Origin of the sequence: Mycobacterium gastri (genome assembly GCF_002102175.1) — a bacterium.
Lineage (GTDB): Bacteria > Actinomycetota > Actinomycetes > Mycobacteriales > Mycobacteriaceae > Mycobacterium > Mycobacterium gastri.
This window is the reverse complement of record NZ_LQOX01000077.1, coordinates 19,962-39,741: the sequence shown is the minus strand read 5'-3', so window position 1 is coordinate 39,741 and position 19,780 is coordinate 19,962. Positions and strand designations below refer to the sequence as shown.

The window sequence follows — 19,780 nt, the reverse complement described above, 5'->3', positions numbered from 1 at the left end:
CTACAGTGGTATGGTCCTCCGGTTGTTTCGGGCGAGTGGCGGAATGGCAGACGCGCTGGCTTCAGGTGCCAGTGTCCTTCGGGACGTGGGGGTTCAAGTCCCCCTTCGCCCACTGTGAGTGGACCGCGCCGGGGGGTGTCGAGCAGTGCACCCGGGCGCGATCCATCCCCCTCCACAAAGCTGGAAATCCTCGCCAAGAAGAAGGTGGCCCGGTGAGTCGTGCGCGAGTGTCCGGCGGGGTGGTGCATCAGCTGCCCGCGGACCTGCGTAAGGCGTTGATCGCCAACGCCACGGCTTTGGCTGCCTGGAACGACATCACGCCGTTGGCGCGTAACGAGTTCATCTGTTGGGTCGAGGACGCCAAGCAACCGACGACCCGACAGCGGCGCATCCGCCGGACCCAGGAGGAACTGGAAGAAGGCAAGCGCCGTCCCTGCTGCTGGCCCGGATGCCGGCACCGCGAGCGCACGGGCAGCTAACGGCTCGACACCGCCTTGTCCCGCACCGCCGCTGGCGGTGCGTCAGGACCCGGCCGTCGGTCACGGCCAGCGGCCATAGCCGTCGCATCGGCCCGCCTTGACGCAGCGGCGACATCGATGGCCACCTTCGCCGCACCTCGTCTACCGTCTATCCGTCTATGGCGACACTGCGCGCCGGCAGTTTTATCGACGACTATCGAAGGAGCCGCAGAGTTGGACATCGATCCCGCCGCCACCGGGTGGCTGCTGGCCAGCACCGCACTCGTGCTGCTGATGACGCCCGGGCTGGCGATTTTCTACGGGGGCATGGTCCGCACCACCGGCGTGCTCAACATGATCATGATGAGCTTCATCTCCATACCGCTGGTGACGGTGGCCTGGTTGCTGGTCGGTTACAGCCTGGCGTTCTCCGATGGCGGCGCGGGCGGATTTCTGGGCGGACTTGCGCACGCCGGGATGCTCGGCATAACCCCGCAGACTTTGCACGGGTCGGTGCCCGAACTGCTGTACGCCACCTTCCAGCTAAGCTTCGCGATCATCACCGCCGCCCTAGTCAGCGGCGCCATCGCCGACCGGGCCAAGTTCGCAGCGTGGATGGTGTTCGTGCCCATCTGGGCGGTGGCGGTGTATTGCGTTATCGCGCACTGGGTTTGGGCGCCGAGCGGGTGGCTGTTCAAGATGGGGGTGCTGGACTACGCGGGCGGGCTGGTCGTCGAGATCGTCTCGGGGTCCTCGGCGCTCGCGCTGGCGCTGGTGCTGGGTCCGCGCATCGGCTTCAAGGTGGAAGCCATGCGGCCGCACAACCTGCCGTTCGTGCTCCTCGGCGTGGGTCTGCTGTGGTTCGGCTGGTTCGGGTTCAACGCCGGTTCGGCGCTGGCAGCCAGCGGACTGGCCGCCGCGATCTTCCTCAACACCCTGGTCGCCGGCTGCCTGGGCATGCTGGGATGGCTTGCGGTGGAACGGTTCCGGGATGGCAAGCCGACCACGTTCGGCGCCGCCTCCGGTGTGGTCGCCGGCTTGGTGGCGATCACACCGTCCTGTGGCACGGTGAACGCCCTGGGTGCCGCCGTCGTCGGGCTGGTGGCGGGTGTGGTGTGCTCCTTCGCGATCGCGGTGAAGTTCAAACTCAACTACGACGACTCGCTCGACGTCGTAGGGGTGCATTTCGTCGGCGGAGTGGTCGGTGTGTTGTTGATCGGGTTGCTCGCCACCGCGGTGATGACCCAAGGCCCGAAGGGACTTCTCTACGGGGGCGGGATGGGCCAACTCGGCAAGCAGGCGATGGCGATGGTGGTGGTAACCCTCTACGCGTTCACGGTCAGTTACGTGCTGGCCCTGCTGATCGAGCGTTTCATGGGGTTCCGGCTCAGCCGAGAAGACGAGGTGAGCGGTGTCGACCTCACCCAGCACGCCGAGACCGCCTATCCGGAGGGGGTCTACGGGCACCAGGCCCCCCGCCGCCCGTCGCTGGGGAGCGGGCCTCGCCCGCGGCCGAACGAGGACGAAGACACCTGAGTGGCGCCTGCGTTATCGGGGTCGGCCTGGTTGTCGATGACGGCGACTCGCGGACAGATCGGTCGGCATCGGTTTAGCCGATCCGTTGGCGGGTTAATTGGCGTGAGGTAGCGAAACACTCGCCCGCGGCCGTGCGCATGGTCCAGCACCCGCACGGCCGAAGGGCCAACGCGCCGGGGGGATAGCCTATGACGACGTTCGCTGTGGCCAGTGCCGGGGTCCTGAGGCGGGACAGATCATGACGGCGCCGGTCTGGATGGCATTGCCGCCCGAGGTTCATTCCGCGCTGTTGTCCAGTGGGCCTGGTCCGGGGCCGTTCCTGGCCGCCGCGGGCGCCTACCAGCTGCTCAGCGCCGAGTACGGTTCGGCGATCGCCGAACTCACGGCCGTACTGAACACGGTCCAGGGCGGTTGGTGGCAGGGCCCGAGCGCCGACGAGTACGTCGCCGCGCATGCCCCCTACCTTGCGTGGCTCGAGCAGGCCCGCGGCAAGAGCATTGCGGCCGGGCTACAGCACCACGTCGCCGCCCAGGCCTACACGGCGGCGCTGGCGAGCATGCCGACCCTGGCCGAGCTGGCCGCCAACCACGTTGTGCATGGTGTGCTGGTCGCGACCAATTTCTTCGGCATCAATACGATCCCGATCGCGCTCAACGAGGCGGATTACGTCCGAATGTGGGTTCAGGCTGCCACCACGATGAGCACCTATCAAACGGTGTCGAACGTGGCGGCGGACTCTGTCCCGGCTACATCACCCGCGCCGCCGCTGCTCAAAGCGGATACCGGCGACACCGCCGACCCCGCGCAGCTGGCGGCCCTGGCGCCGGCGACCGACGCCGGCAACCAACTGAACCTCGCGGACCTGGCTTCGCAACTGCTGCAGGCATACCTTGGCTACGTCGAGCAGGTATACGCGCCGATCATCGATTTCTTGCAGGACCCAGTGGGCAACGGCATGCAGCTGATCACCGATTTCTTGACCAATCCGTCACAGGCGTTGGTCGTGTGGGGGCCATTCTTGTTCGCTGTTGCCTACCAGGCCTTCTCCTGGGTCGCGGCCTCGCTCACCTATCCCCAATTGATACTCGATCCGCTGCTGGGGACGATTCTGCGGGTAGTGATCGGCGTGGGTGAACAGCTCGTGGTTCAGGTTCCGGCGGCAGCCGCAGCGGGTGACATCGCCGGTGGGGCCGGCGGGACCGTGGCGCCGGCCGTGCATCCGGTGGCCTGGCCGGCGGTAAGTGCGGCTTCAAGCGTGACCGCTCCGGTCGCCGCGCCCGCTGCCTCGGCAGCGGCGGGTGCCGGCACCGCGCCCGCCGCACCGGCGGCTCCGGCTGCGGTGACTTATGCCGTGGGGGGCTTCGACCCCGGCGAAGGCTTCCCACCCGCGTTGACCCATAACAGCGGCGCCAAGGCACCGTCGGTTGGTGTGCCTGCCCCGGCCGCGGCGGTCTCGGCACGCGAACAACGGCGTTCTCGTCGCCGACGCAAGGTGAGGGCGCCGCAGCGTCAGTACGCCGACGAATTCATGGATATCGACAGCGACGCCGACAATGACCCTGTGAAAGGCCCTGTGAAAGACCCCGCGACAGACGTCGAAGACCTGCGTGCAGCCGCATCGAGCCGAGGGGCCGGCGCGATCGGCTTCGGCGGTACCGCGGCCAAGAGCAATGCCGACGTGGCCGGATTGATCACGCTGCCCGCCCACGGCTTCGATGACGGTCCGACCAGCCCGATGCTGCCGGCCACGTGGGACTCCGACGGCTCGGACGCGCGCACTTAGACGGGGTCGGTGACGTCGGCGTACTCCGGATGTTTCTTGAGCACGGTGACGACCATGGAGCAGACCGGGACGATGCGCTTGCCGTCCGCTTTCGCCTGTTCCAGCGCCTTCTCGACGAGAATCGTCGCCAGCCCGCGTCCGCCGAACTTCGGGTCGACTTCGGTGTGGTCGAAGACCCGCTGATCGCCGCGGTCCAGGTAGCTGGCGAAGCCTACGGTTCTACCCTCGACCGCGATCGTGTACCTGCCCTGCTCAGCGGCCACCGTGGTCTGCGCACCGGTCTTGTCGGCAGTCATCCGGCATCCTTTCGGTTCGATCCTTGTCTGGGTAGCAGCCGGGTAGCGGGCAGTGGCGGGGCAGGCAGCCGAGCCGGCGTGCCCTGGTATCCCGCGACGGCGCCGAAGCGTTCGTCGCGGTCTTGCCACAGCTGCCGATAGGTGACGATCTCGTCGTGGTTGCGACCGACGAAGTTCCACCACATCACCAAATCCTCGGTGAAGGGTGTGCCGCCCAGCAGCAGCACCCGCCCGGGCTGCACCCCGGCGTTGATCAGGTGCAGGGTGGTGCGGCCCGGGCCTTGGTAGCCCAGGTCGCCGACCGCGAGCGCAGCCTGGCCGATCGCGATCTCGCCGGCATCGCAGAGCACCCCGTGCTCGAATGCCGGGTCGATGTCGATGTCCAGCGCAACGTTGGGGTCCAGATCGACCTGGGCGCCCACCAGCGGCGTGAACGTGTGTGCCGGCGAGCGGCTTCCGGCAAGCTCGCCCACAAATACCCGTGCCTTGGCACCCGGCAGCGCAATCGGATCAGGCGCATAGTGCGCGAAGTCTTGCCCGGTGTGGCGTGCTGCGTCGGGCAGAGCCACCCACAGCTGGGCGCCGTGCAGGACCGCCCCCGCGCCGGAAGGAAGCGATACTTCGGAATGACAGATCCCCGCGCCCGCGGTCATCAGGTTCAGCTCGCCGGGCCGGACTATCGCGTGCACACCCGCGCTGTCGCGGTGTTCCACCTCGCCGCTGAACAACCAGCTCACCGTTTGCAGCCCGGTGTGCGGATGAGGTGCGACGTCCATCCGCGCGGCGGGTCCGGTCACGGGGCCGTAGTGGTCCAGGAAACACCAGGCGCCGATCAGCGATCGCTGGCGCTGCGGCAGGGTGCGTTGTACCGGGATCGCCCGCGGTCCGCCCAGCGGAACCTCCCGCGGGTGCAGCACCTCGATACCCGCGGTCTGTGAAGCGCTGCAGGCAACTTCAGCCGGTGCGGCTTCGAGGTTACTCATCGTCGCCCTTCGTCATGCGCGGTGCGGCCCGATGCCGCGACCCTACGCCGCCTCACCGGCCCGGCGGCCGCAGCACCTTCATGGCCGCCCGCATCACCGGTTCGGGGAGCCGGTCCTGCATCGACAGCGCGGCGTCGGCGGCGCGCGATCTCAGCGGCGTGCCGCGACCGAAGATCCGCTTCAGCGGTCCGCCGGACGGTTCGAGCACGACATGTAGCGGCGGGGTGCCGACGGCAGCGCCGAGCGCATTCGAGATGACCATCCGCTGGATTTCGCTGGTTCCTTCGAAGATGGTGTACGGCTTGGCATCTCGATACCACTTTTCCACCGGGTGATCGGTGATGTAGCCCCAGCCGCCCATGGTTTGGATGGCGCGTTCGGTGGCCTTGACGGCGACCTCGCTGGCGGCCAGCTTCGACATCGAGCCCTCGCCCCGCTCGAAAGGCACTCTGTTGGCCGCCATCCAGGAGGCCCGCCACGTCAGCAGCCGGGCGGCGTCGATCTGAGTTGCCAAGTCCGCCACTGGAAATGCGATGCCCTGGTTGTCGATGATGGGCCCGCCGAACGCCTCGCGCTCAGCGGCATACGATGTCTAAAGCCAACTGAGCAAACTGATCGGCCTCGTCGTGCCGCTACGCCGCCGAACGGGGGCCTACGCGTGCCGCCGGTAGGTGCAGCACCACCGCGGTCACCGGCCTGGCGTCGCGTTCAGTGCGCGCGAGCAGAGCAGCGTTCTCCGGCAGTTGTCTGGCATTGATCTCACCGGCGGCGATCCGCCGCAGTACCTCGTGGGCCTGAGCCAGTTGCGTCCGCTTGCGGTACTGGCCGCCGGGAAGTTTGACACCGGCCCATACGCCGTACTCCTCGCGATACTTGACGGCCCGTTCGGCGCAAAGGCGTTGCTGCGCCAGTGGGCAGCGGCGCAGGCACTGAATTCGAGCCTCGGTGGCGGACCGTTCGTAGGCGCGAGCCTTCGCCGCGCCGTCGCCGCTGTCGTCGTCGGGGTAGCCGAACCACAGTTCCGGGTTGCCTGTGCACGGGGTAGCCATGTCTGTTGTCTCCTTCTGCTCCGAAACGTAGGCAAAAGCGTATACACAGGAAGGTGGCCCTGGCAAGCGAAACGCGACAAAAACATATATAGCAGCGTAGGTGGACCGGCCATGTGTAATATCCGGCTATGGCCGGAGGCTGCGGTGAGCCGTGAATCGGCTGGCGCGGCCATCCGCGCATTGCGCGAGTCGCGCGACTGGTCGCTTGCCGACCTGGCCGCCGCAACGGGCGTCAGCATCATGGGGCTCAGCTATTTGGAACGCGGCGCTCGCAAGCCGCATAAAGGCACAGTTCAGAAGGTCGAAAACGGACTTGGACTGCCGCCCGGCACCTATTCTCGGCTGTTGGTCGCCGCCGATCCCGATGCCGAACTCGCGCGGCTTATGGCAGCGCAGCCTCCTACGGCAATGTCGCCGCGACGCCCCGGCGCCGTGGTAGTCGACCGTCACAGTGACACCGATGTGCTCGAGGGTTACGCCGAAGCCCAGCTCGATACCCTCAGATCCGTCATCGATAGACTACCGGCGACGACGTCAAATGAATATGAGACGTATATTCTCTCTGTGGTCTCACAGTGCGTGAAGGCAGAGATGCTGGCGGCAAGCTCGTGGCGGGTGGCGGTCAACGCCGGTTCGGAGTCCAGCGACCGACTGATGCAACATCTGCAGGCGCTCGAGGCCATGCGCAGCACGCTGCTGGAGCGGATGTCGACCAGCTTGAGCGCGCGATTCGATCGGGCATGCGCGCAGTCGCCGCTACCGGAAGCCGTCATCGCTGCGCTGATCGGAGTGAGCACCGACGAAATGTGGGATATCCGCAATAGAGGGGTCATCCCCCCGGGCGCTCTAACCCGCGTCCGGGCCTTCGTGGACGCCATGGCGGCTGCCGAGGCTATCGAGACGGCGGACCCGGCCCAGCGACACCACAACGGCGGAGAACAAGACCAGTGAGCCAAACCGAAATCGAGGTGTTGAGCCGCGCCCACCGGCTTTTCGACGGCAGTGGTCTAAGTGGTCTGCCACCGACGCTGAACGTTGAGACCGCACACCACGAGCAACTGCTGCGACGCGCCGCCGCGCTCGATATCGATGCTTCCCGGGGTCGGTATGAACGCCGGGCAAACGACGGCAGGGACGCCCTGTTGTCTGCGGCTCGAACCGATGCGGCCGTTGCCGCGGTCATGGCCGATGCGCACCGGGACCGGGACCGAGCTCGCCAGCTGACCGGAAACATCGTCGAGCAGGCCCGCACAGACGCCGCCGTCACCCCGGCGACGCCAATGGCCCGGCGCGAGGCCATCCGTCGGCGCGTCGCACGGTTGCGCGCGCAACGAGCGCATGTCGTGTCGGCCCGCCTCTGGGCGCGACGGCATCAGGCCGCGCTGCGCGCGCTGCGGTACCGGATGTCGCGATACGGCAGCCGGGCAATGGGTGGCCGAGCCGGGATCGCCGTGCGGGCCGCGCTGTCACGGCTGGGCTGCCCGTATGTGTGGGGCGCGACGGGGCCCAGCCAATTCGACTGTTCCGGGTTGGTCCAATGGGCCTACGCGCAGGCGGGCGTTCACCTGGACCGCACGACCTATCAACAGATACACGACGGGATAGCCGTGCCGCGTTCCCAGGTGCGCCCCGGTGATCTCGTCTTTCCGCATCCGGGACACGTCCAGATGGCGATTGGCAACAACCTGGTCGTCGAGGCGCCGTACTCGGGTGCATCGGTGCGGGTCAGCCGGTTGGGCAGCAACGTGCAGATCCGTAGACCGCTGTGAGTGAATAACGCCCGGTCGGGCGGGCAGGATGGGAAGGTTGAACCCATGTCGGAGCAAGCCGGATCCTCGCCGGATGCCATCGCGGCGCGGCAGGCGGTGCTGGGTCGGCAATACGAGGCGATAGCCGAGGCCGACCGCGCGCTGGCCGAGGCGCTTGCCAGCGCACACGCCGCGATGCGGGAGAGCATCCGTCGGCTGGACGCGATTGCAGCCGACATCGAGCGTGCCGTTTCGGACCAGGCTGAGCTCGCCGTCGACACCCCCATCGGAGCCCGGGAGTTTCAGCGATTCCTGCTCGACAAGCAACGCGAGATCACCGCGATCGTGGCCGACGCCCGCGAGCTCGATCGCACCAAAAGCACAGTGCTGGCCCGATTGCTGGCGCAGTATGCCGGCCCCGCGGGTTAGCCGCGGGTTAGCCGCGGGTTAGCCGCGCACCGCCAGCCGAGGTGAATTGTGGGCACCCGAACACCTGGGTACTGTCACGCGGCATGGCAGGGTCGCGTGATCGCCCGCAGCGGGGCGAATCTGCATCCGCACCGCCGGACAGCGGTCAGGCAACTGCCGCCGACGCGATCGCAGGAGCTGAAGCCGCTCTGGCACACCAGAATTCGGCGAGTTCGCAGCTCGACTTGCAAGTGATTTCGGCGATCCTGAACGCACACCTGACCGCTGTCGAGGGTCGCGACGCGCTCGACCAACTTCAGCAGGAGACCGAGGCAGCGGTCCGGACGCGATCGGATCTGGACACACCGGTGGGAGCCCGCGATTTCCAGCGGTTCCTGATCGGCAAGCTCAGAGATATCCGTCAGGTGGTCGCCAACGCCAGCCTCGATGACACGTCCAAGGCGGCTCTGATGGCGGCGTGGACGTCGCTGTACAACGCCTCGAAGAACGAGCCCGGGGCGGTCGGTCCGGGGCCGGTGACGCCCGCAGGCACAGCCTCCGATGGCACCGGTGAGCAGGCGGATCTCCTGCCTGACGACCCTCTTCTCGATTCGCTGTTGTTCGACGATCCAGCCTTCACGGACGGGGACGCCCCGATGCCCGGCGCAAGTCCCCCGGCGCCGCAGATGGCACCGACGATGCCCGGCATGCCCAACCTCGGCGGCCTACCGATGCCGGGATTACCGGCCGGGGCAACCTCGCCGATGTCCGGCCTCGGTTGGAACCCATCGGGTGGGTCACCACTGTCCGGATTGCTTCGGGGATCTGAACCAGGATTCGGCGACCGTGACGAACGCGAACTGGATTCCGGCGGTCCGGAGCACGAGACAGCCGGGCACGCTGATGAGCCCAAAAACCGGGAAGGCCAGGGGGAGACGGACGGCGGCGAAGCGCCGGATAAGCCGGACTCGCCACCGACGGGTCCGACGACCGTCACGTTGCCCGACGGTGAGACGGTCACCGCCGCCAACCCCAAACTCGCAGCCGCCATCAAGGCCGCAGCCGGCGGAGTCCCGATCCCAGATGCGTTCCAACAGCAGGGAATTGCCCTGCCGTCGCCGGGCACGGCGGTCACCGACCCGATAGACCCGGCTCGGCTCGAACCCGGAGACATCGGCCTCTTCATCGATCGGCATGCGCTCGCACTTGGCCGCAACAAGGCATTGCTCGACGGCCAGATTCAACAGGTTTCCAGCATCGGCGGGCCAAGCTTCCTAGGCTGGGAGCATCCGCCCGCCACGGCGACGACCGGTCCGGCCCGGGCCGGCGCACCGACACCGACCCGGCCGGCGGCTCCCTCGGCCGCTTCGCAATACTGACCCCGCCGGCCTGACCGCCAGCACACAAAAGGAGACGCGGATGGCAGATCGAATCCATGTGGTACCGGCGCACTTACGCGAAGCCGCCGCCCATCACCAGCAGACTTCGGAGTACTTGCGCACCGTCCCGTCGTCGCATGCCGCGATCCTGGAGAGCCTGGAGTCGCTCGGGCCGATCTTCGCCGAGCTTCGGGGCACCGGCCGTGAACTCCTCGAGTTTCGGCGCCAGTGTTACGAGCAGCAAGCCGATGACCATGCCGATATCGCCCAGAGCCTGAGGACGTCAGCCGCCATGTGGGAACGGCATGAGCAGGGCGCGGCACAGGACTTCAGCCGAGTCTTCGACCCCGATCGATGACGGGACGATGACGGACGCCAATCCTGCTTTCGACACCGTCCACCCCAGCGGGCACACATCCTGGTTCGCTCCTGTCGCGGTGGATACATGCACAGTGTCGCGTTGAGTGAGGGCGTCATGGATACCGATGCCGAGACTTTGGCCGAGGGCATCGTGCTGACCGCCGACGTTTCCTGCCTCAAAGCCTTGCTGGAAGTACGCGACGAGATCATCGCGGCCGGGCATACGCCGTCCGCGAGCGTTCCGACCAACCAAGATCTCGACGCGGCGATTGAGAAACTACTGGCGCACCAACTGCGCCGGCGCCGGCGCTCTAGCTAGAGCATCCAGGTCTTGGCCGTCTCGGGATCCGGGACGATATAGGTGGGCGGTTCGATGGGATTGGCGCCGAACAATTCTCGCGCTCGGGACAGTAAGGTCCGCACCTCGTCGAGTTGCTGCTGCAGCGCAGAATCAGCCATGGCTTTACGCTACCCAGGCCATGGAGCCGGCACAATTCAGGCATCTGCAGCGGCTCTCGGAGTCCCGGTACGCTTAGCCGGTGGGGATCTTCGGCAGGCGGACGGCGCGCCAGCGCCTGCGGAGAGCGACGGAAGAATCCCTCACGATTCCGGCTTTCAGTTCTCCCCCCGATTGCACCCCGTGGGTGATCGGCGGGCTCTGGCCCGTCGAGCTGTCGCCCAACAATGCCGAAACCGCTGCGCTGGCAGCGTATCTAAAGGACGACTTAGACCGGATCGTCAGTTCTGCCAACGACGAGTTGAGGATGCTCAGGTCAGCGGTGCTGCTCGATTCCGCCCGCCGCGCGGCCGAAGCCACGGTGATCGACGAGGCCCGCGCGCGGGCGGTGCGACGAGTCGAGTCGACACTGCGGCAACTCCGCGGACAGCCTGCGCCGCCGGTCGTCCCGCGTCCGTCGGTCACCCCTGATTCGGGCGGGACGGATCTGGAACGGACCAGGGTGCTCCCCGCCATCAAGGATGAGGAGCCGGGTGCCGCAGGAGACCTGGCGAGCACCCGAGTGCTTCCTGCCGTTGAGGACGCCACCGGGGATGAGCAACCGGTTACCAACGGCGAGGAACAGGTCCAACTGGCCGCGCCTCCTGAAGCGGAGGTCGCTGTGGCCGAGTCGCTCACGCCGACGCTGGGCGTGGCCGCGCCCGAGTCCGACGACGAACGGTTGCAGCGGCTCCTGACCTTCGTGGCTCGTCAGGAACCGCGTCTGAACTGGGCGGTCGGGCAGCGCGCGGACGGTATGACGGTACTGGTCACCGACCTGGCCCACGGTTGGGTACCTCCTGGGGTCATGCTCCCCGAAGGTGTCCAGTTGCTGGAGCCGAAGCGCCGTAGCGGCGGCGTCGCCAAGCTGATCGGTACGACGGCGCGCCTGGCAACCTATCGCCCCGGCGACTTCTTGGGCTGGACAAGTGACTTCACTCCGACCACATCCTCGCCGAAGCCGCGCGAGTTACCGACGTTGGACAACCTGTTATCGGAGCTGAGTGGGGCTACCCGCTGGCGCGACGGACTGCCGCGGATAGTGCACCTGCTGGCCCAGGCCTCGGCCGCCGAAGGCGGCGTCGGCGAAGACGAAATCGACCTGCTGCGAGTGCATCTCGATACCGCACGGCATGAGGTCGTGGCCCAGTACCCGAACGTCGATGCCGCGCTGTTGCTCAACTGTATGTTGTTGGCGGCCACCGAAAGCGGGGTTACCGGAGATCCGGTATCAGCCAACTATCACTTCGCCTGGTTCCGCGAACTCAACCAATAGCCGGTCAAGTTGGCGGACGGTTGAATTGACGCTGGTTAGAGCCGTGGACATACTGTTTTGGTGCCGGGGTCTGGTGATCGCGCGGAACTGAGCGACAAAGATCTCGTCGAATCGGTTCTTCGTGAGCTAAGCGAGGCGGCCGACAAGTGGGAAGCGCTTGTCGCACAGGCGGAAACCGTCACCTACAGCGTGGACCTGGGAGATATTCACGCCGTTGCCAATTCGGATGGGCGGTTGCTCAGGTTGAGATTGCATCCTGGCGTAATGACCGGCTATTCCCACGGAGAACTGGCCGACAGACTGAACGCCGCGATCGCGGCGTTACGCGAGGAAGCAGAGGCCGAAAACCAGGCACGGTACGGCGGCTCGTTGCACTGACGCTGGCGCGCGCTCATCGCCCGCGGCGGGGCTGATGGGCCGCGGCTCTCTTCGCGCGCTGGCGCGCGCTCATCGCCCGCGGCCGGGCGGGCCGGCGAAGGCTTGAGCGATCGTCAGCCACCGCTGCGCGTCCTCTCCTACCGCGGTGATGTCGAGGGTGGGCAACGCCCGCCGCTGGGTGACCAGGAAACAGAAATCCTCGGCGGATCCGGTGACGTGCTGAGCCGCATCGTCCGGCCCCCAGGACCAGGTGTCTCCGTCAGGGCCGCACAACTCGACCCGGAAAGGCTCCGCCGGCGGGGTCAGATTGTTGACGACGAACGCGTAGTCCCGGGTGCGGACACCGAGATGCGCGATGGAGCGCAGCCGGTTGGTGGCAGGCCGACTGACACCGAGGGCGTCGGCGACGTCAAGTCCGTGCGCCCAGGTCTCCATCAATCGCGCGGTGGCCATCGACGCCGCGCTCATCGGTGGCCCGAACCACGGTAGTTTGCGGCCATCGGCGACCGTCAGCAGCGCATCGTGCAACCGGCCCCTCGTCATCCGCCAGTCGTCGAGCAGCTCGCCCGGCGGCCGGGCCGCGTGCTCTTCGGCTCCGGCGTCCACGAAGCTGGCAGGATCAGCCGCCGCCTGGGTCAGTACGTCGGCAAACCCCGCCTCGTCGGTGACCGCGGTGAGCGCCACCCGATCAGTCCACAACAGGTGGCCGATCTGGTGTGCGATGGTCCAGCCCGGTGCCGGTGTCGACTCGGCCCATCGCTGCGGCGGAAGAGGCGCCACCAGCGCGTCGAGGTCGTCGCTTTCGGCCCGCAGGTCAGCGACGATCGAACCCGGACCCGCCATCAGTACCTCCCTTAGTCGCCGTTGACCGGCTGGCCCCGTCGGCCAACGATGCTGTGAACCACCAGCCCGGTCAAATAGATCACCGAGCCGAACAACACGAACGCGGGCGCGTGCCCGTCGGCTGGAATCAACGCCGCGGCCACGGTAACCGAGGCGATGTAGGAGACCCAGAACACCGCATCCTGGACCGCGAACACGTGCCCGCGCAACGCGTCGTCGACGTCTATCTGCATCGCGGAGTCGGCGCACAGCTTGACCACCTGGCCGGCCACCCCCAGCAGGAACCCGCATGCCACCATGATCGGGATCACCAGGCCGGCGCCGGCGATTTCGATCGTCGCGGCCGCGATCAGGGCGCCGTTGGCCGTCGCATAGCGCCCCCACCGCCGGATTAACACCGGGGTCAACACGTTGGCCAGGAATGCCCCGAGACCCGTGGCAGCGAAGAACACCAGGGCGGTGCCGAACCCTACGACGTCCGCGTCTTTCATGTGGTGGACCAGCAGCAAGATCAACAGCGAGTTGATGCCGACCACCATCCGGTGTGCGGCCAAGCCCGACAACGCAGCGCCAACCGTCGGTTGTTGCACGACGGTACGCACGCCGTGTAGCCAGCCGGTGACCACCGCGTACACGACCGACCCATGGATCGCGCGCTTGGTGTCGTCCGGACCGAGTACCCGGGGGGCGAACCGCAGCGACAGCAGCAACGCAATCAGCACCGGGACAATGGCGGTGAAGACGACCACGGCGGCACCGTGATCGCCGCCGCCGGCCAGCCAGCGGGGCAACAGCATGAAGTTCGCGCCCAGGAAGGCCGCGACCGCCCCCGACGCGGTGGCCACCGAGTTCATCGTGACCACCTGTTCGCGTGGCACCACATGGGGCAACGATGCCGATAAGCCCGATGCCACGAACCGCGATAAACCATTGGCGAGCAACGCTGCGATCAGCAGCAAAAGATCCCCGCCGCGAACCGCCAGGATCGTGCCGATCCCGGCAATGAAGGCCAGCCGGCCGATGTTGGCGCCGACGAGCACCAGCCGCCGGTCCCAGCGATCCATCAGTGCTCCGGCGAATGGGCCAAGCAGTGAATACGGCAAAAACAGCACCGCAAAAGCTCGTGCGATCGCCATCGGGTCGGTGGCCCGGTCCGGGTTGAACAGCAGTGCTCCCGCGAGTCCCGCCTGGAAGAGACCGTCACCGAATTGACTCGCTATGCGAAGCTGCAGCAGTCGACCGAAGTCGGGCAGAGCACGCACCGACCGCCACAGTGTGACCGGTGCGCTGGCTTGCGTCTGGCTGGGAATCACAAAACCCACTTCCACGATCGGGCGCAGGCAATGCTGGTTTCGCGCTGTGCCGACCCAATCACAGTACAAATATCTGCCGACCGTGCTTGTTTGGCCCGGTGATGCTGTGGTGAGTGCGATGATGGTGTGGTGGCGCCGCAGGAAGACCCCGAAGACTACATGGCACCCGCCGCGCAACGTGTGCGCGCGGGTACTTTGCTGCTGGCCAACACCGATCTGCTGGAGCCGACTTTTCGGCGCAGCGTGATCTACATCGTCGAGCACAACGATGGCGGCACCTTGGGTGTGGTGCTCAATCGACCCAGCGAGACAGCGGTTTACAACGTGTTGCCGCAGTGGGCCAAACTCGCTGCCAAACCGAAGACGATGTTCATCGGGGGCCCGGTCAAGCGTGACGCCGCCCTGTGCCTAGCCGTACTGCGGGTCGGTGCGGATCCAGACGGGGTGCCGGGCCTACGCCATGTTGCGGGTCGCATGGCGATGGTGGATCTGGACGCCGAGCCCGACCTGCTTGCGCCGGTGGTCGAAGGTGTGCGGATCTTCGCCGGGTACTCGGGCTGGACCATCGGTCAGCTCGAAGGCGAAATCGAACGCGATGACTGGATTGTGTTGTCGGCGTTGCCATCTGACGTCTTGGTTCCGCCCAGAGCCGACTTGTGGGGGCAGGTCTTGCGGCGGCAGCCGTTACCGCTTTCGCTGCTGGCCACCCATCCGATCGATCTCAGCCGCAACTGACACCAAACCACGCGTCACTCCGCGGATCCGGCAAACGCGGATGACGCGTCAGGAAAACCGACGGCCCAGCGCCGAATTCATCGGCAGGACAACGTGCACGCCGCGCAATCGCCGCCGCAATCAGCCGACTTGGGTCGGGCAGCCTCCCGGCGCAGCGCGTAGCGGGCGCTCTGCCAGGAGCCGGTGGCCAGCGTGCCGAACGCGCCGGCAACGCAAACGACCAGCACCACCAAAGCCGTTGGCGTAGCCGCCACAAGTGCCACGACACCTCCGGCAGTCAGCATGACCGCGGCCGCGAACTGGGTAGGTGCCATGGCACGCAGCGCCAGCTGCGTCGGATCGGCGGCGTGGGTATGAGAGAGTGACCAGAACCCGAAGACGGCGGAAGCCACCGCCGCACACACGCACAGCACACCCGCAATCAGCATGGGCTCACAATACGAGTTCGCCGGTGCGTCCGCCCGACCCGATCCGCCCAACGCCGATCGGTCAGAGGCGCCAGGACTCAGCGCGACGGGACGGGTGTGAGGGTGACCAGCGGCGGCAGCGTGGTTGTCACCCCGGGCAGCGACGGTGATGCGGGATTTACGTTGGGTGCCGTCGCCTGCGGAGCGGGGGCTGCCACCGGTGCCGAATGCGTCGCCTGCGCGGGCGCCTGGGGAGCGGGCGCGATCGCTTGCGCGGGCGCCTGGGGAGCGGGAGCGATCGCTGCTCCCCCGCGCGCGGGCGCCTGACCGGCCGCCCCGGGAGCCGTCACCCGGAATCCGTTGACGATGGCATCCGTGGCAGGCGCATCGGCAATCGCCTGAGAGGCCGCGGTGGTCACCGACAACGACACCAGGTACTTGTCAGCCCCCGAAGTGGCAAGGACATGGCGGCGCGAGGTGTTCAGCGTCATGTCGTTCTCGCGGTACGTGCCCTCAATGACCGACGACGGGAAGCCGTTGAAGTCGGCCATGGACGAGTTAGTCGTCCGCCACGCCAGCAGCTTCTGGCTGTCGACGAAGCCGTGCGTGATGGCCTCCGCCGGGTCGAAGCCGCCGACCAGCTTGTAAACCACCACCTGCGCATTGGAGGTGTAGACGCTGTTACCGCCGACCCGGTCGGCGATCACCAGGAAAGCGTCGGGCACGTTGGGATCGGGCACCGGAGTCCATCGAGGCGGCATCGGCAGCGTGACGTCGAGCGCCTTGAACCCCGGCGACCGCTGGGGCTCGAGCTTGACCCCCTTGCCTTGGAGGAACTCTCGCAACGTCCCGGCTACGGCGGGCGTCACCGCCGGCGGCGTCGGCACCACGGCCACCGGGGGTAGCGCGGACACCACCGGCGCGGGTGCCGGCGCCTGTGCGGGAACCGGGGCGAATCTGTTGCTGGCACCGCCGGGAACCGCGGTGAGATTCTGGACGGGCGGCGCCGCCGGTTGCACCGGAACCGGCGCGGGCAGAGGCGGTAGGGGATAGAGCGGTTCGGCCGACGCCTTCCCGCCCGCGATGAGTACGACGCCGACGAAACCGGCAGCCATGCCCCCTGCGAAGACCCGCCAGGTACGCGCGATGTGGATCATGTGCGTCGGTCCCTCCGAACTACTCGGGCGTCAATGCCCGTTATCGAGCTGAATTTAACGAACTCTTAAAGGGGCCAATAGTGCCGAAATCGAGCTGGGATGAACCTCTGACCAGTGTGCAACGCAACCGAGACCAACCCGTGGCCGGCGGCTTGGTCGCCGACCTGCAAGGGGCGTCCTTATACCCTGTTGGGCGTGACCGAATCGCCGACCACGACGCCGGGCAGCGCCTCCGGTGGCACGTCCAGTGTCAGGGACACGGAACCCGACGCGCCGCGGTACCGCTACACCGCCGAGTTGGCGGCGGGGATTGAGCGGACCTGGCAGGACAGCTGGGCTCGGATGGGGACGTTCAACGTGCCCAACCCGGTCGGGTCCTTGGCTCCCGCGGACGGTTCGCCGGTACCTGCGGACAAGCTCTTCGTCCAGGACATGTTTCCCTATCCTTCCGGCGAGGGACTGCACGTCGGGCACCCGCTGGGCTACATCGCGACCGACGTCTTCGCCCGGTACCACCGGATGAAGGGCCACAACGTATTGCACGCCTTGGGGTTCGACTCCTTCGGGTTGCCCGCGGAGCAGTACGCCGTGCAAACCGGCACGCACCCGCGTACCCGGACCGAGGCCAATATCGTGAACTTCCGGCGGCAGCTGGGCCGGCTGGGTCTCGGTCACGACAGCCGCCGTAGCTTCTCGACCACCGACGTCGAGTTCTACAAGTGGACGCAATGGATCTTTCTGCAGATCTACAACGCGTGGTTCGACACCCGCACCAATAAGGCCCGTCCGGTCGGCGAGCTGCGTGCCGAATTCGAAACCGGCGCAAGAACTCTCGACAATGGGCGGGAGTGGGCCAAGTTGTCGGCGGGGGAGCGGGCCGACGTGATCGACAGCTACCGCCTGGTTTACCGGGCCGATTCGATGGTGAACTGGTGTCCGGGGCTGGGCACGGTACTGGCCAACGAAGAGGTCACCGCCGACGGCCGCAGTGACCGGGGAAACTTCCCGGTGTTCCGCAAGCGGCTGCGGCAATGGATGATGCGCATCACCGCCTACGCCGACCGGTTGCTCGACGACCTCGACCTGTTGGACTGGCCGGAGCAGGTCAAGACCATGCAGCGCAACTGGATTGGTCGCTCGACGGGAGCCGCGGCGCTGTTTTCGGCGACTATTGCGACGGGTGACCGGGCCGGTTCGCGAATCGACATCGAGGTGTTCACCACCCGGCCCGACACCTTGTTCGGCGCCACCTACCTGGTGCTGGCTCCCGAGCATGAGCTGGTCGACGAACTGGTCGTGCCCGCCTGGCCCGCCGGCGTCAACCCGTCGTGGACCTACGGCGCCGCCACGCCGGCCGAGGCCGTCGCCGCCTACCGCGGTGCGATCGCGGCCAAGTCGGACCTGGAGCGTCAGGAGAGCCGGGAGAAGACCGGCGTCTTCTTGGGAAGCAATGCGATCAACCCGGCCAACGGCGAACCGGTGCCGATCTTCATCGCCGACTATGTGCTGGCCGGCTACGGTACCGGGGCGATTATGGCGGTCCCCGGCCATGATCAGCGGGACTGGGATTTCGCCCGGGCGTTCGGACTGCCGATCGTGGAAGTCATTGCCGGCGGCGATATTTCACAGGCCGCACACACTGGCGACGGCGTGCTGGTGAACTCCGGATATCTCGACGGCATGGGCGTGGCACAGGCCAAGCAGGCCATCACCGCTCGGCTGGAATCGGACGGCCGCGGCCGGGGCCGCATCGAATTCAAGTTGCGGGACTGGCTTTTCGCGCGGCAACGGTACTGGGGTGAGCCGTTCCCGATCGTCTACGACAGCGACGGGCGCCCGCATGCGCTCGACGACGCCGCGCTGCCGGTGGAATTGCCTGAGGTGGCCGACCATTCACCGGTGCTGTTCGATCCCGACGACGCCGACAGCGAACCGTCCCCGCCGCTGGCCAAGGCGACCGAGTGGGTCCACGTGGAGCTGGATCTCGGTGACGGCCTCAAGCGGTACCGTCGTGACACCAACGTGATGCCGCAATGGGCCGGCAGCTCCTGGTACGAGCTGCGCTACACCGATCCGCACAACTCAGAGCGGTTCTGCGCCAGGGAAAATGAGGCGTACTGGATGGGCCCGCAGCCGGCCGAACACGGCCCGCAGGACCCTGGCGGCGTCGATCTGTACGTCGGTGGCGCCGAGCACGCGGTGCTGCATCTGCTGTATTCGCGGTTCTGGCACAAGGTCTTGTACGACCTGGGTCACGTGAGTTCACGGGAGCCCTACCGCAAGCTCATCAACCAGGGCTACATTCAGGCCTTCGCCTACACCGACGCGCGCGGAGCCTACGTGCCGGCAGATCAAGTGGTCGAGCGCGACGGGCGCTTTTTCTACCCGGATTCCGGCGGTGAGGTCGAGGTTTTCCAGGAATTCGGCAAAATCGGTAAGAGCCTGAAGAATTCGATATCACCCGACGAGATCTGCGACGCATACGGCGCCGACACGTTGCGGGTGTACGAGATGTCGATGGGCCCGCTGGAGGCGTCGCGTCCGTGGGCCACCAAGGATGTCGTCGGAGCGCATCGCTTTCTGCAAAGAGTGTGGCGGTTGGTGGTCCGGGAAGACACCGGTGAGATGCGGGTGGTCGATGGGGTGGAATTGGACACCGACACGCTGCGGGCACTGCACCGCACCATCGCGGGTGTGTCCGAAGACTATGCGGCACTTCGTAATAACACCGCGGCTGCCAAACTCATCGAATACACCAACCACCTCACCAAAGAGCATCGTGATGCGGTGCCGCGCGCGGCGGTCGAGCCATTGGTGTTGATGCTGGCTCCGTTGGCTCCGCATCTGGGCGAGGAGCTGTGGCTGCGCCTGGGCCACACCGTATCGCTGGCGCACGGTCCCTTCCCTGAAGCAGATCCGGCGTACCTCGTCGACGAGACCGTCGAGTACCCGGTGCAGGTGAACGGCAAAGTGCGTGGCCGGATAGTGGTAGCCGCCGAGGCGGACAACGAGGCGGTTGAAGCCGCCGCGCTGGCTGACGAAAAGGTGCAGGCGTTCCTGGCGGGAGCCACGCCCCGCAAGGTGATTGTGGTTCCGGGCCGGCTGATCAACCTGGTGGTCTAGCGCCTAGACCGGCGCGCGAATGTGAATTGGCCGACGCGACACGCCGAAAACC

At 66.8% G+C, this 19,780-nt stretch carries 20 protein-coding genes, 1 tRNA gene and 2 pseudogenes; 14 read left to right on the top strand and 9 right to left on the bottom strand.

Features of this window, described 5'->3' with window-relative positions; genetic code table 11:
• Positions 1–29: 29 nt before the first annotated feature.
• The 4 genes from AWC07_RS07260 to AWC07_RS07245 all read left to right on the top strand — a co-directional run bounded on the left by AWC07_RS07260 (position 30) and on the right by AWC07_RS07245 (position 3,777).
• Positions 30–112 (top strand) — tRNA-Leu (locus tag AWC07_RS07260).
• Positions 113–212: 100 nt separating this feature from the next.
• Complete coding sequence (locus AWC07_RS07255; protein WP_036419524.1) at positions 213–479, top strand: YdeI/OmpD-associated family protein; 267 nt, start codon at positions 213–215, stop codon at positions 477–479.
• Between the two features lie 213 nt (positions 480–692).
• Positions 693–1,994 carry an ammonium transporter gene (locus tag AWC07_RS07250; protein ID WP_036419522.1) on the top strand — a complete coding sequence of 434 codons (1,302 nt, stop codon included), beginning with the start codon at positions 693–695 and terminating at the stop codon, positions 1,992–1,994.
• A gap of 238 nt (positions 1,995–2,232) precedes the next feature.
• A complete protein-coding gene (locus tag AWC07_RS07245) occupies positions 2,233–3,777 on the top strand; it encodes a PPE family protein (RefSeq protein ID WP_085105015.1) in 1,545 nt (514 codons plus the stop codon).
• On the opposite strand, the gene AWC07_RS07240 is transcribed toward AWC07_RS07245, so the two are convergent.
• From AWC07_RS07240 to AWC07_RS07225, 4 genes and pseudogenes are all read right to left on the bottom strand, one after another.
• Positions 3,774–4,073 (bottom strand): GNAT family N-acetyltransferase, encoded by a 300-nt coding sequence (locus AWC07_RS07240; protein WP_036414640.1) that lies wholly within the window; start codon positions 4,071–4,073, stop codon positions 3,774–3,776. The genes AWC07_RS07245 and AWC07_RS07240 overlap by 4 nt on opposite strands.
• Positions 4,070–5,056, bottom strand: a complete 987-nt coding sequence (locus tag AWC07_RS07235; RefSeq protein ID WP_036414643.1) for a pirin family protein — start codon at positions 5,054–5,056, stop codon at positions 4,070–4,072. The genes AWC07_RS07240 and AWC07_RS07235 overlap by 4 nt, the downstream gene beginning before the upstream one ends.
• Positions 5,057–5,108: 52 nt before the next feature.
• Positions 5,109–5,648: pseudogene (locus AWC07_RS07230) on the bottom strand (acyl-CoA dehydrogenase family protein); the annotation flags it as partial.
• A gap of 40 nt (positions 5,649–5,688) precedes the next feature.
• Positions 5,689–6,105, bottom strand: coding sequence for a WhiB family transcriptional regulator (locus tag AWC07_RS07225; RefSeq protein WP_036414646.1), 417 nt, complete (start codon positions 6,103–6,105; stop codon positions 5,689–5,691).
• Positions 6,106–6,249: 144 nt separating this feature from the next.
• On the opposite strand from AWC07_RS07225, the gene AWC07_RS07220 reads away from it, so the two are divergent.
• The 6 genes and pseudogenes from AWC07_RS07220 (at position 6,250) to AWC07_RS07195 (ending at position 10,319) form a co-directional block, all read left to right on the top strand.
• Positions 6,250–7,056 (top strand): helix-turn-helix domain-containing protein, encoded by an 807-nt coding sequence (locus AWC07_RS07220; RefSeq protein ID WP_036414648.1) that lies wholly within the window; start codon positions 6,250–6,252, stop codon positions 7,054–7,056.
• Positions 7,053–7,874: a C40 family peptidase gene (locus tag AWC07_RS07215; RefSeq protein ID WP_036414651.1), complete on the top strand. Its 822-nt coding sequence runs from the start codon at positions 7,053–7,055 to the stop codon at positions 7,872–7,874. Before AWC07_RS07220 ends, AWC07_RS07215 begins: the two co-directional genes overlap by 4 nt.
• A gap of 45 nt (positions 7,875–7,919) precedes the next feature.
• On the top strand, positions 7,920–8,282 hold the full coding sequence (locus AWC07_RS07210; RefSeq protein ID WP_036414654.1) for a DUF4226 domain-containing protein: 363 nt from the start codon (positions 7,920–7,922) through the stop codon (positions 8,280–8,282).
• An 83-nt stretch (positions 8,283–8,365) separates the two neighbouring features.
• Positions 8,366–9,640 carry a DUF4226 domain-containing protein gene (locus AWC07_RS07205; RefSeq protein ID WP_036414657.1) on the top strand — a complete coding sequence of 425 codons (1,275 nt, stop codon included), beginning with the start codon at positions 8,366–8,368 and terminating at the stop codon, positions 9,638–9,640.
• A 40-nt stretch (positions 9,641–9,680) separates the two neighbouring features.
• Entirely contained in the window at positions 9,681–9,998 is a 318-nt protein-coding gene (locus AWC07_RS07200) for an ESX-1 secretion-associated protein (RefSeq protein ID WP_036415723.1), read from the top strand.
• Positions 9,999–10,005: 7 nt separating this feature from the next.
• A pseudogene (locus AWC07_RS07195) lies at positions 10,006–10,319 on the top strand (DUF2694 family protein).
• Here AWC07_RS07195 and AWC07_RS27460 read toward each other — a convergent pair.
• Complete coding sequence (locus AWC07_RS27460; protein ID WP_167380026.1) at positions 10,316–10,459, bottom strand: hypothetical protein; 144 nt, start codon at positions 10,457–10,459, stop codon at positions 10,316–10,318. The pseudogene AWC07_RS07195 and the gene AWC07_RS27460 overlap by 4 nt on opposite strands.
• Before the next feature lie 80 nt (positions 10,460–10,539).
• Between AWC07_RS27460 and AWC07_RS07190 the strand changes: the two genes are divergently transcribed.
• Together AWC07_RS07190 and AWC07_RS07185 are read left to right on the top strand one after the other, a co-directional pair.
• Complete coding sequence (locus tag AWC07_RS07190; protein WP_085105014.1) at positions 10,540–11,772, top strand: DUF5632 domain-containing protein; 1,233 nt, start codon at positions 10,540–10,542, stop codon at positions 11,770–11,772.
• Positions 11,773–11,829: 57 nt separating this feature from the next.
• A complete protein-coding gene (locus AWC07_RS07185; protein WP_139829585.1) occupies positions 11,830–12,150 on the top strand; it encodes a DUF2710 family protein in 321 nt (106 codons plus the stop codon).
• A gap of 69 nt (positions 12,151–12,219) precedes the next feature.
• Here AWC07_RS07185 and AWC07_RS07180 read toward each other — a convergent pair whose 3' ends face one another.
• Complete coding sequence (locus AWC07_RS07180; RefSeq protein ID WP_036415045.1) at positions 12,220–12,993, bottom strand: TIGR03084 family metal-binding protein; 774 nt, start codon at positions 12,991–12,993, stop codon at positions 12,220–12,222.
• Positions 12,994–13,004: 11 nt separating this feature from the next.
• On the bottom strand, positions 13,005–14,333 hold the full coding sequence (locus tag AWC07_RS07175; RefSeq protein ID WP_244187510.1) for an MFS transporter: 1,329 nt from the start codon (positions 14,331–14,333) through the stop codon (positions 13,005–13,007).
• A 99-nt stretch (positions 14,334–14,432) separates the two neighbouring features.
• Between AWC07_RS07175 and AWC07_RS07170 the strand changes: the two genes are divergently transcribed.
• The gene (locus tag AWC07_RS07170) at positions 14,433–15,041 is read left to right on the top strand and encodes a YqgE/AlgH family protein (RefSeq protein ID WP_084293584.1); all 609 of its coding nucleotides are present in this window, start codon (positions 14,433–14,435) and stop codon (positions 15,039–15,041) included.
• Between the two features lie 77 nt (positions 15,042–15,118).
• Here the strand turns inward: AWC07_RS07170 and AWC07_RS07165 are convergent, their stop codons facing one another.
• Together AWC07_RS07165 and AWC07_RS07160 are read right to left on the bottom strand one after the other, a co-directional pair.
• The gene (locus AWC07_RS07165; RefSeq protein WP_036415043.1) at positions 15,119–15,469 is read right to left on the bottom strand and encodes a hypothetical protein; all 351 of its coding nucleotides are present in this window, start codon (positions 15,467–15,469) and stop codon (positions 15,119–15,121) included.
• Between the two features lie 77 nt (positions 15,470–15,546).
• A complete protein-coding gene (locus AWC07_RS07160; RefSeq protein WP_036415039.1) occupies positions 15,547–16,605 on the bottom strand; it encodes an LpqN/LpqT family lipoprotein in 1,059 nt (352 codons plus the stop codon).
• Positions 16,606–16,800: 195 nt separating this feature from the next.
• On the opposite strand from AWC07_RS07160, the gene leuS reads away from it, so the two are divergent.
• Complete coding sequence (gene leuS, locus AWC07_RS07155) at positions 16,801–19,728, top strand: leucine--tRNA ligase (RefSeq protein WP_036415053.1); 2,928 nt, start codon at positions 16,801–16,803, stop codon at positions 19,726–19,728.
• Positions 19,729–19,780: the final 52 nt, after the last annotated feature.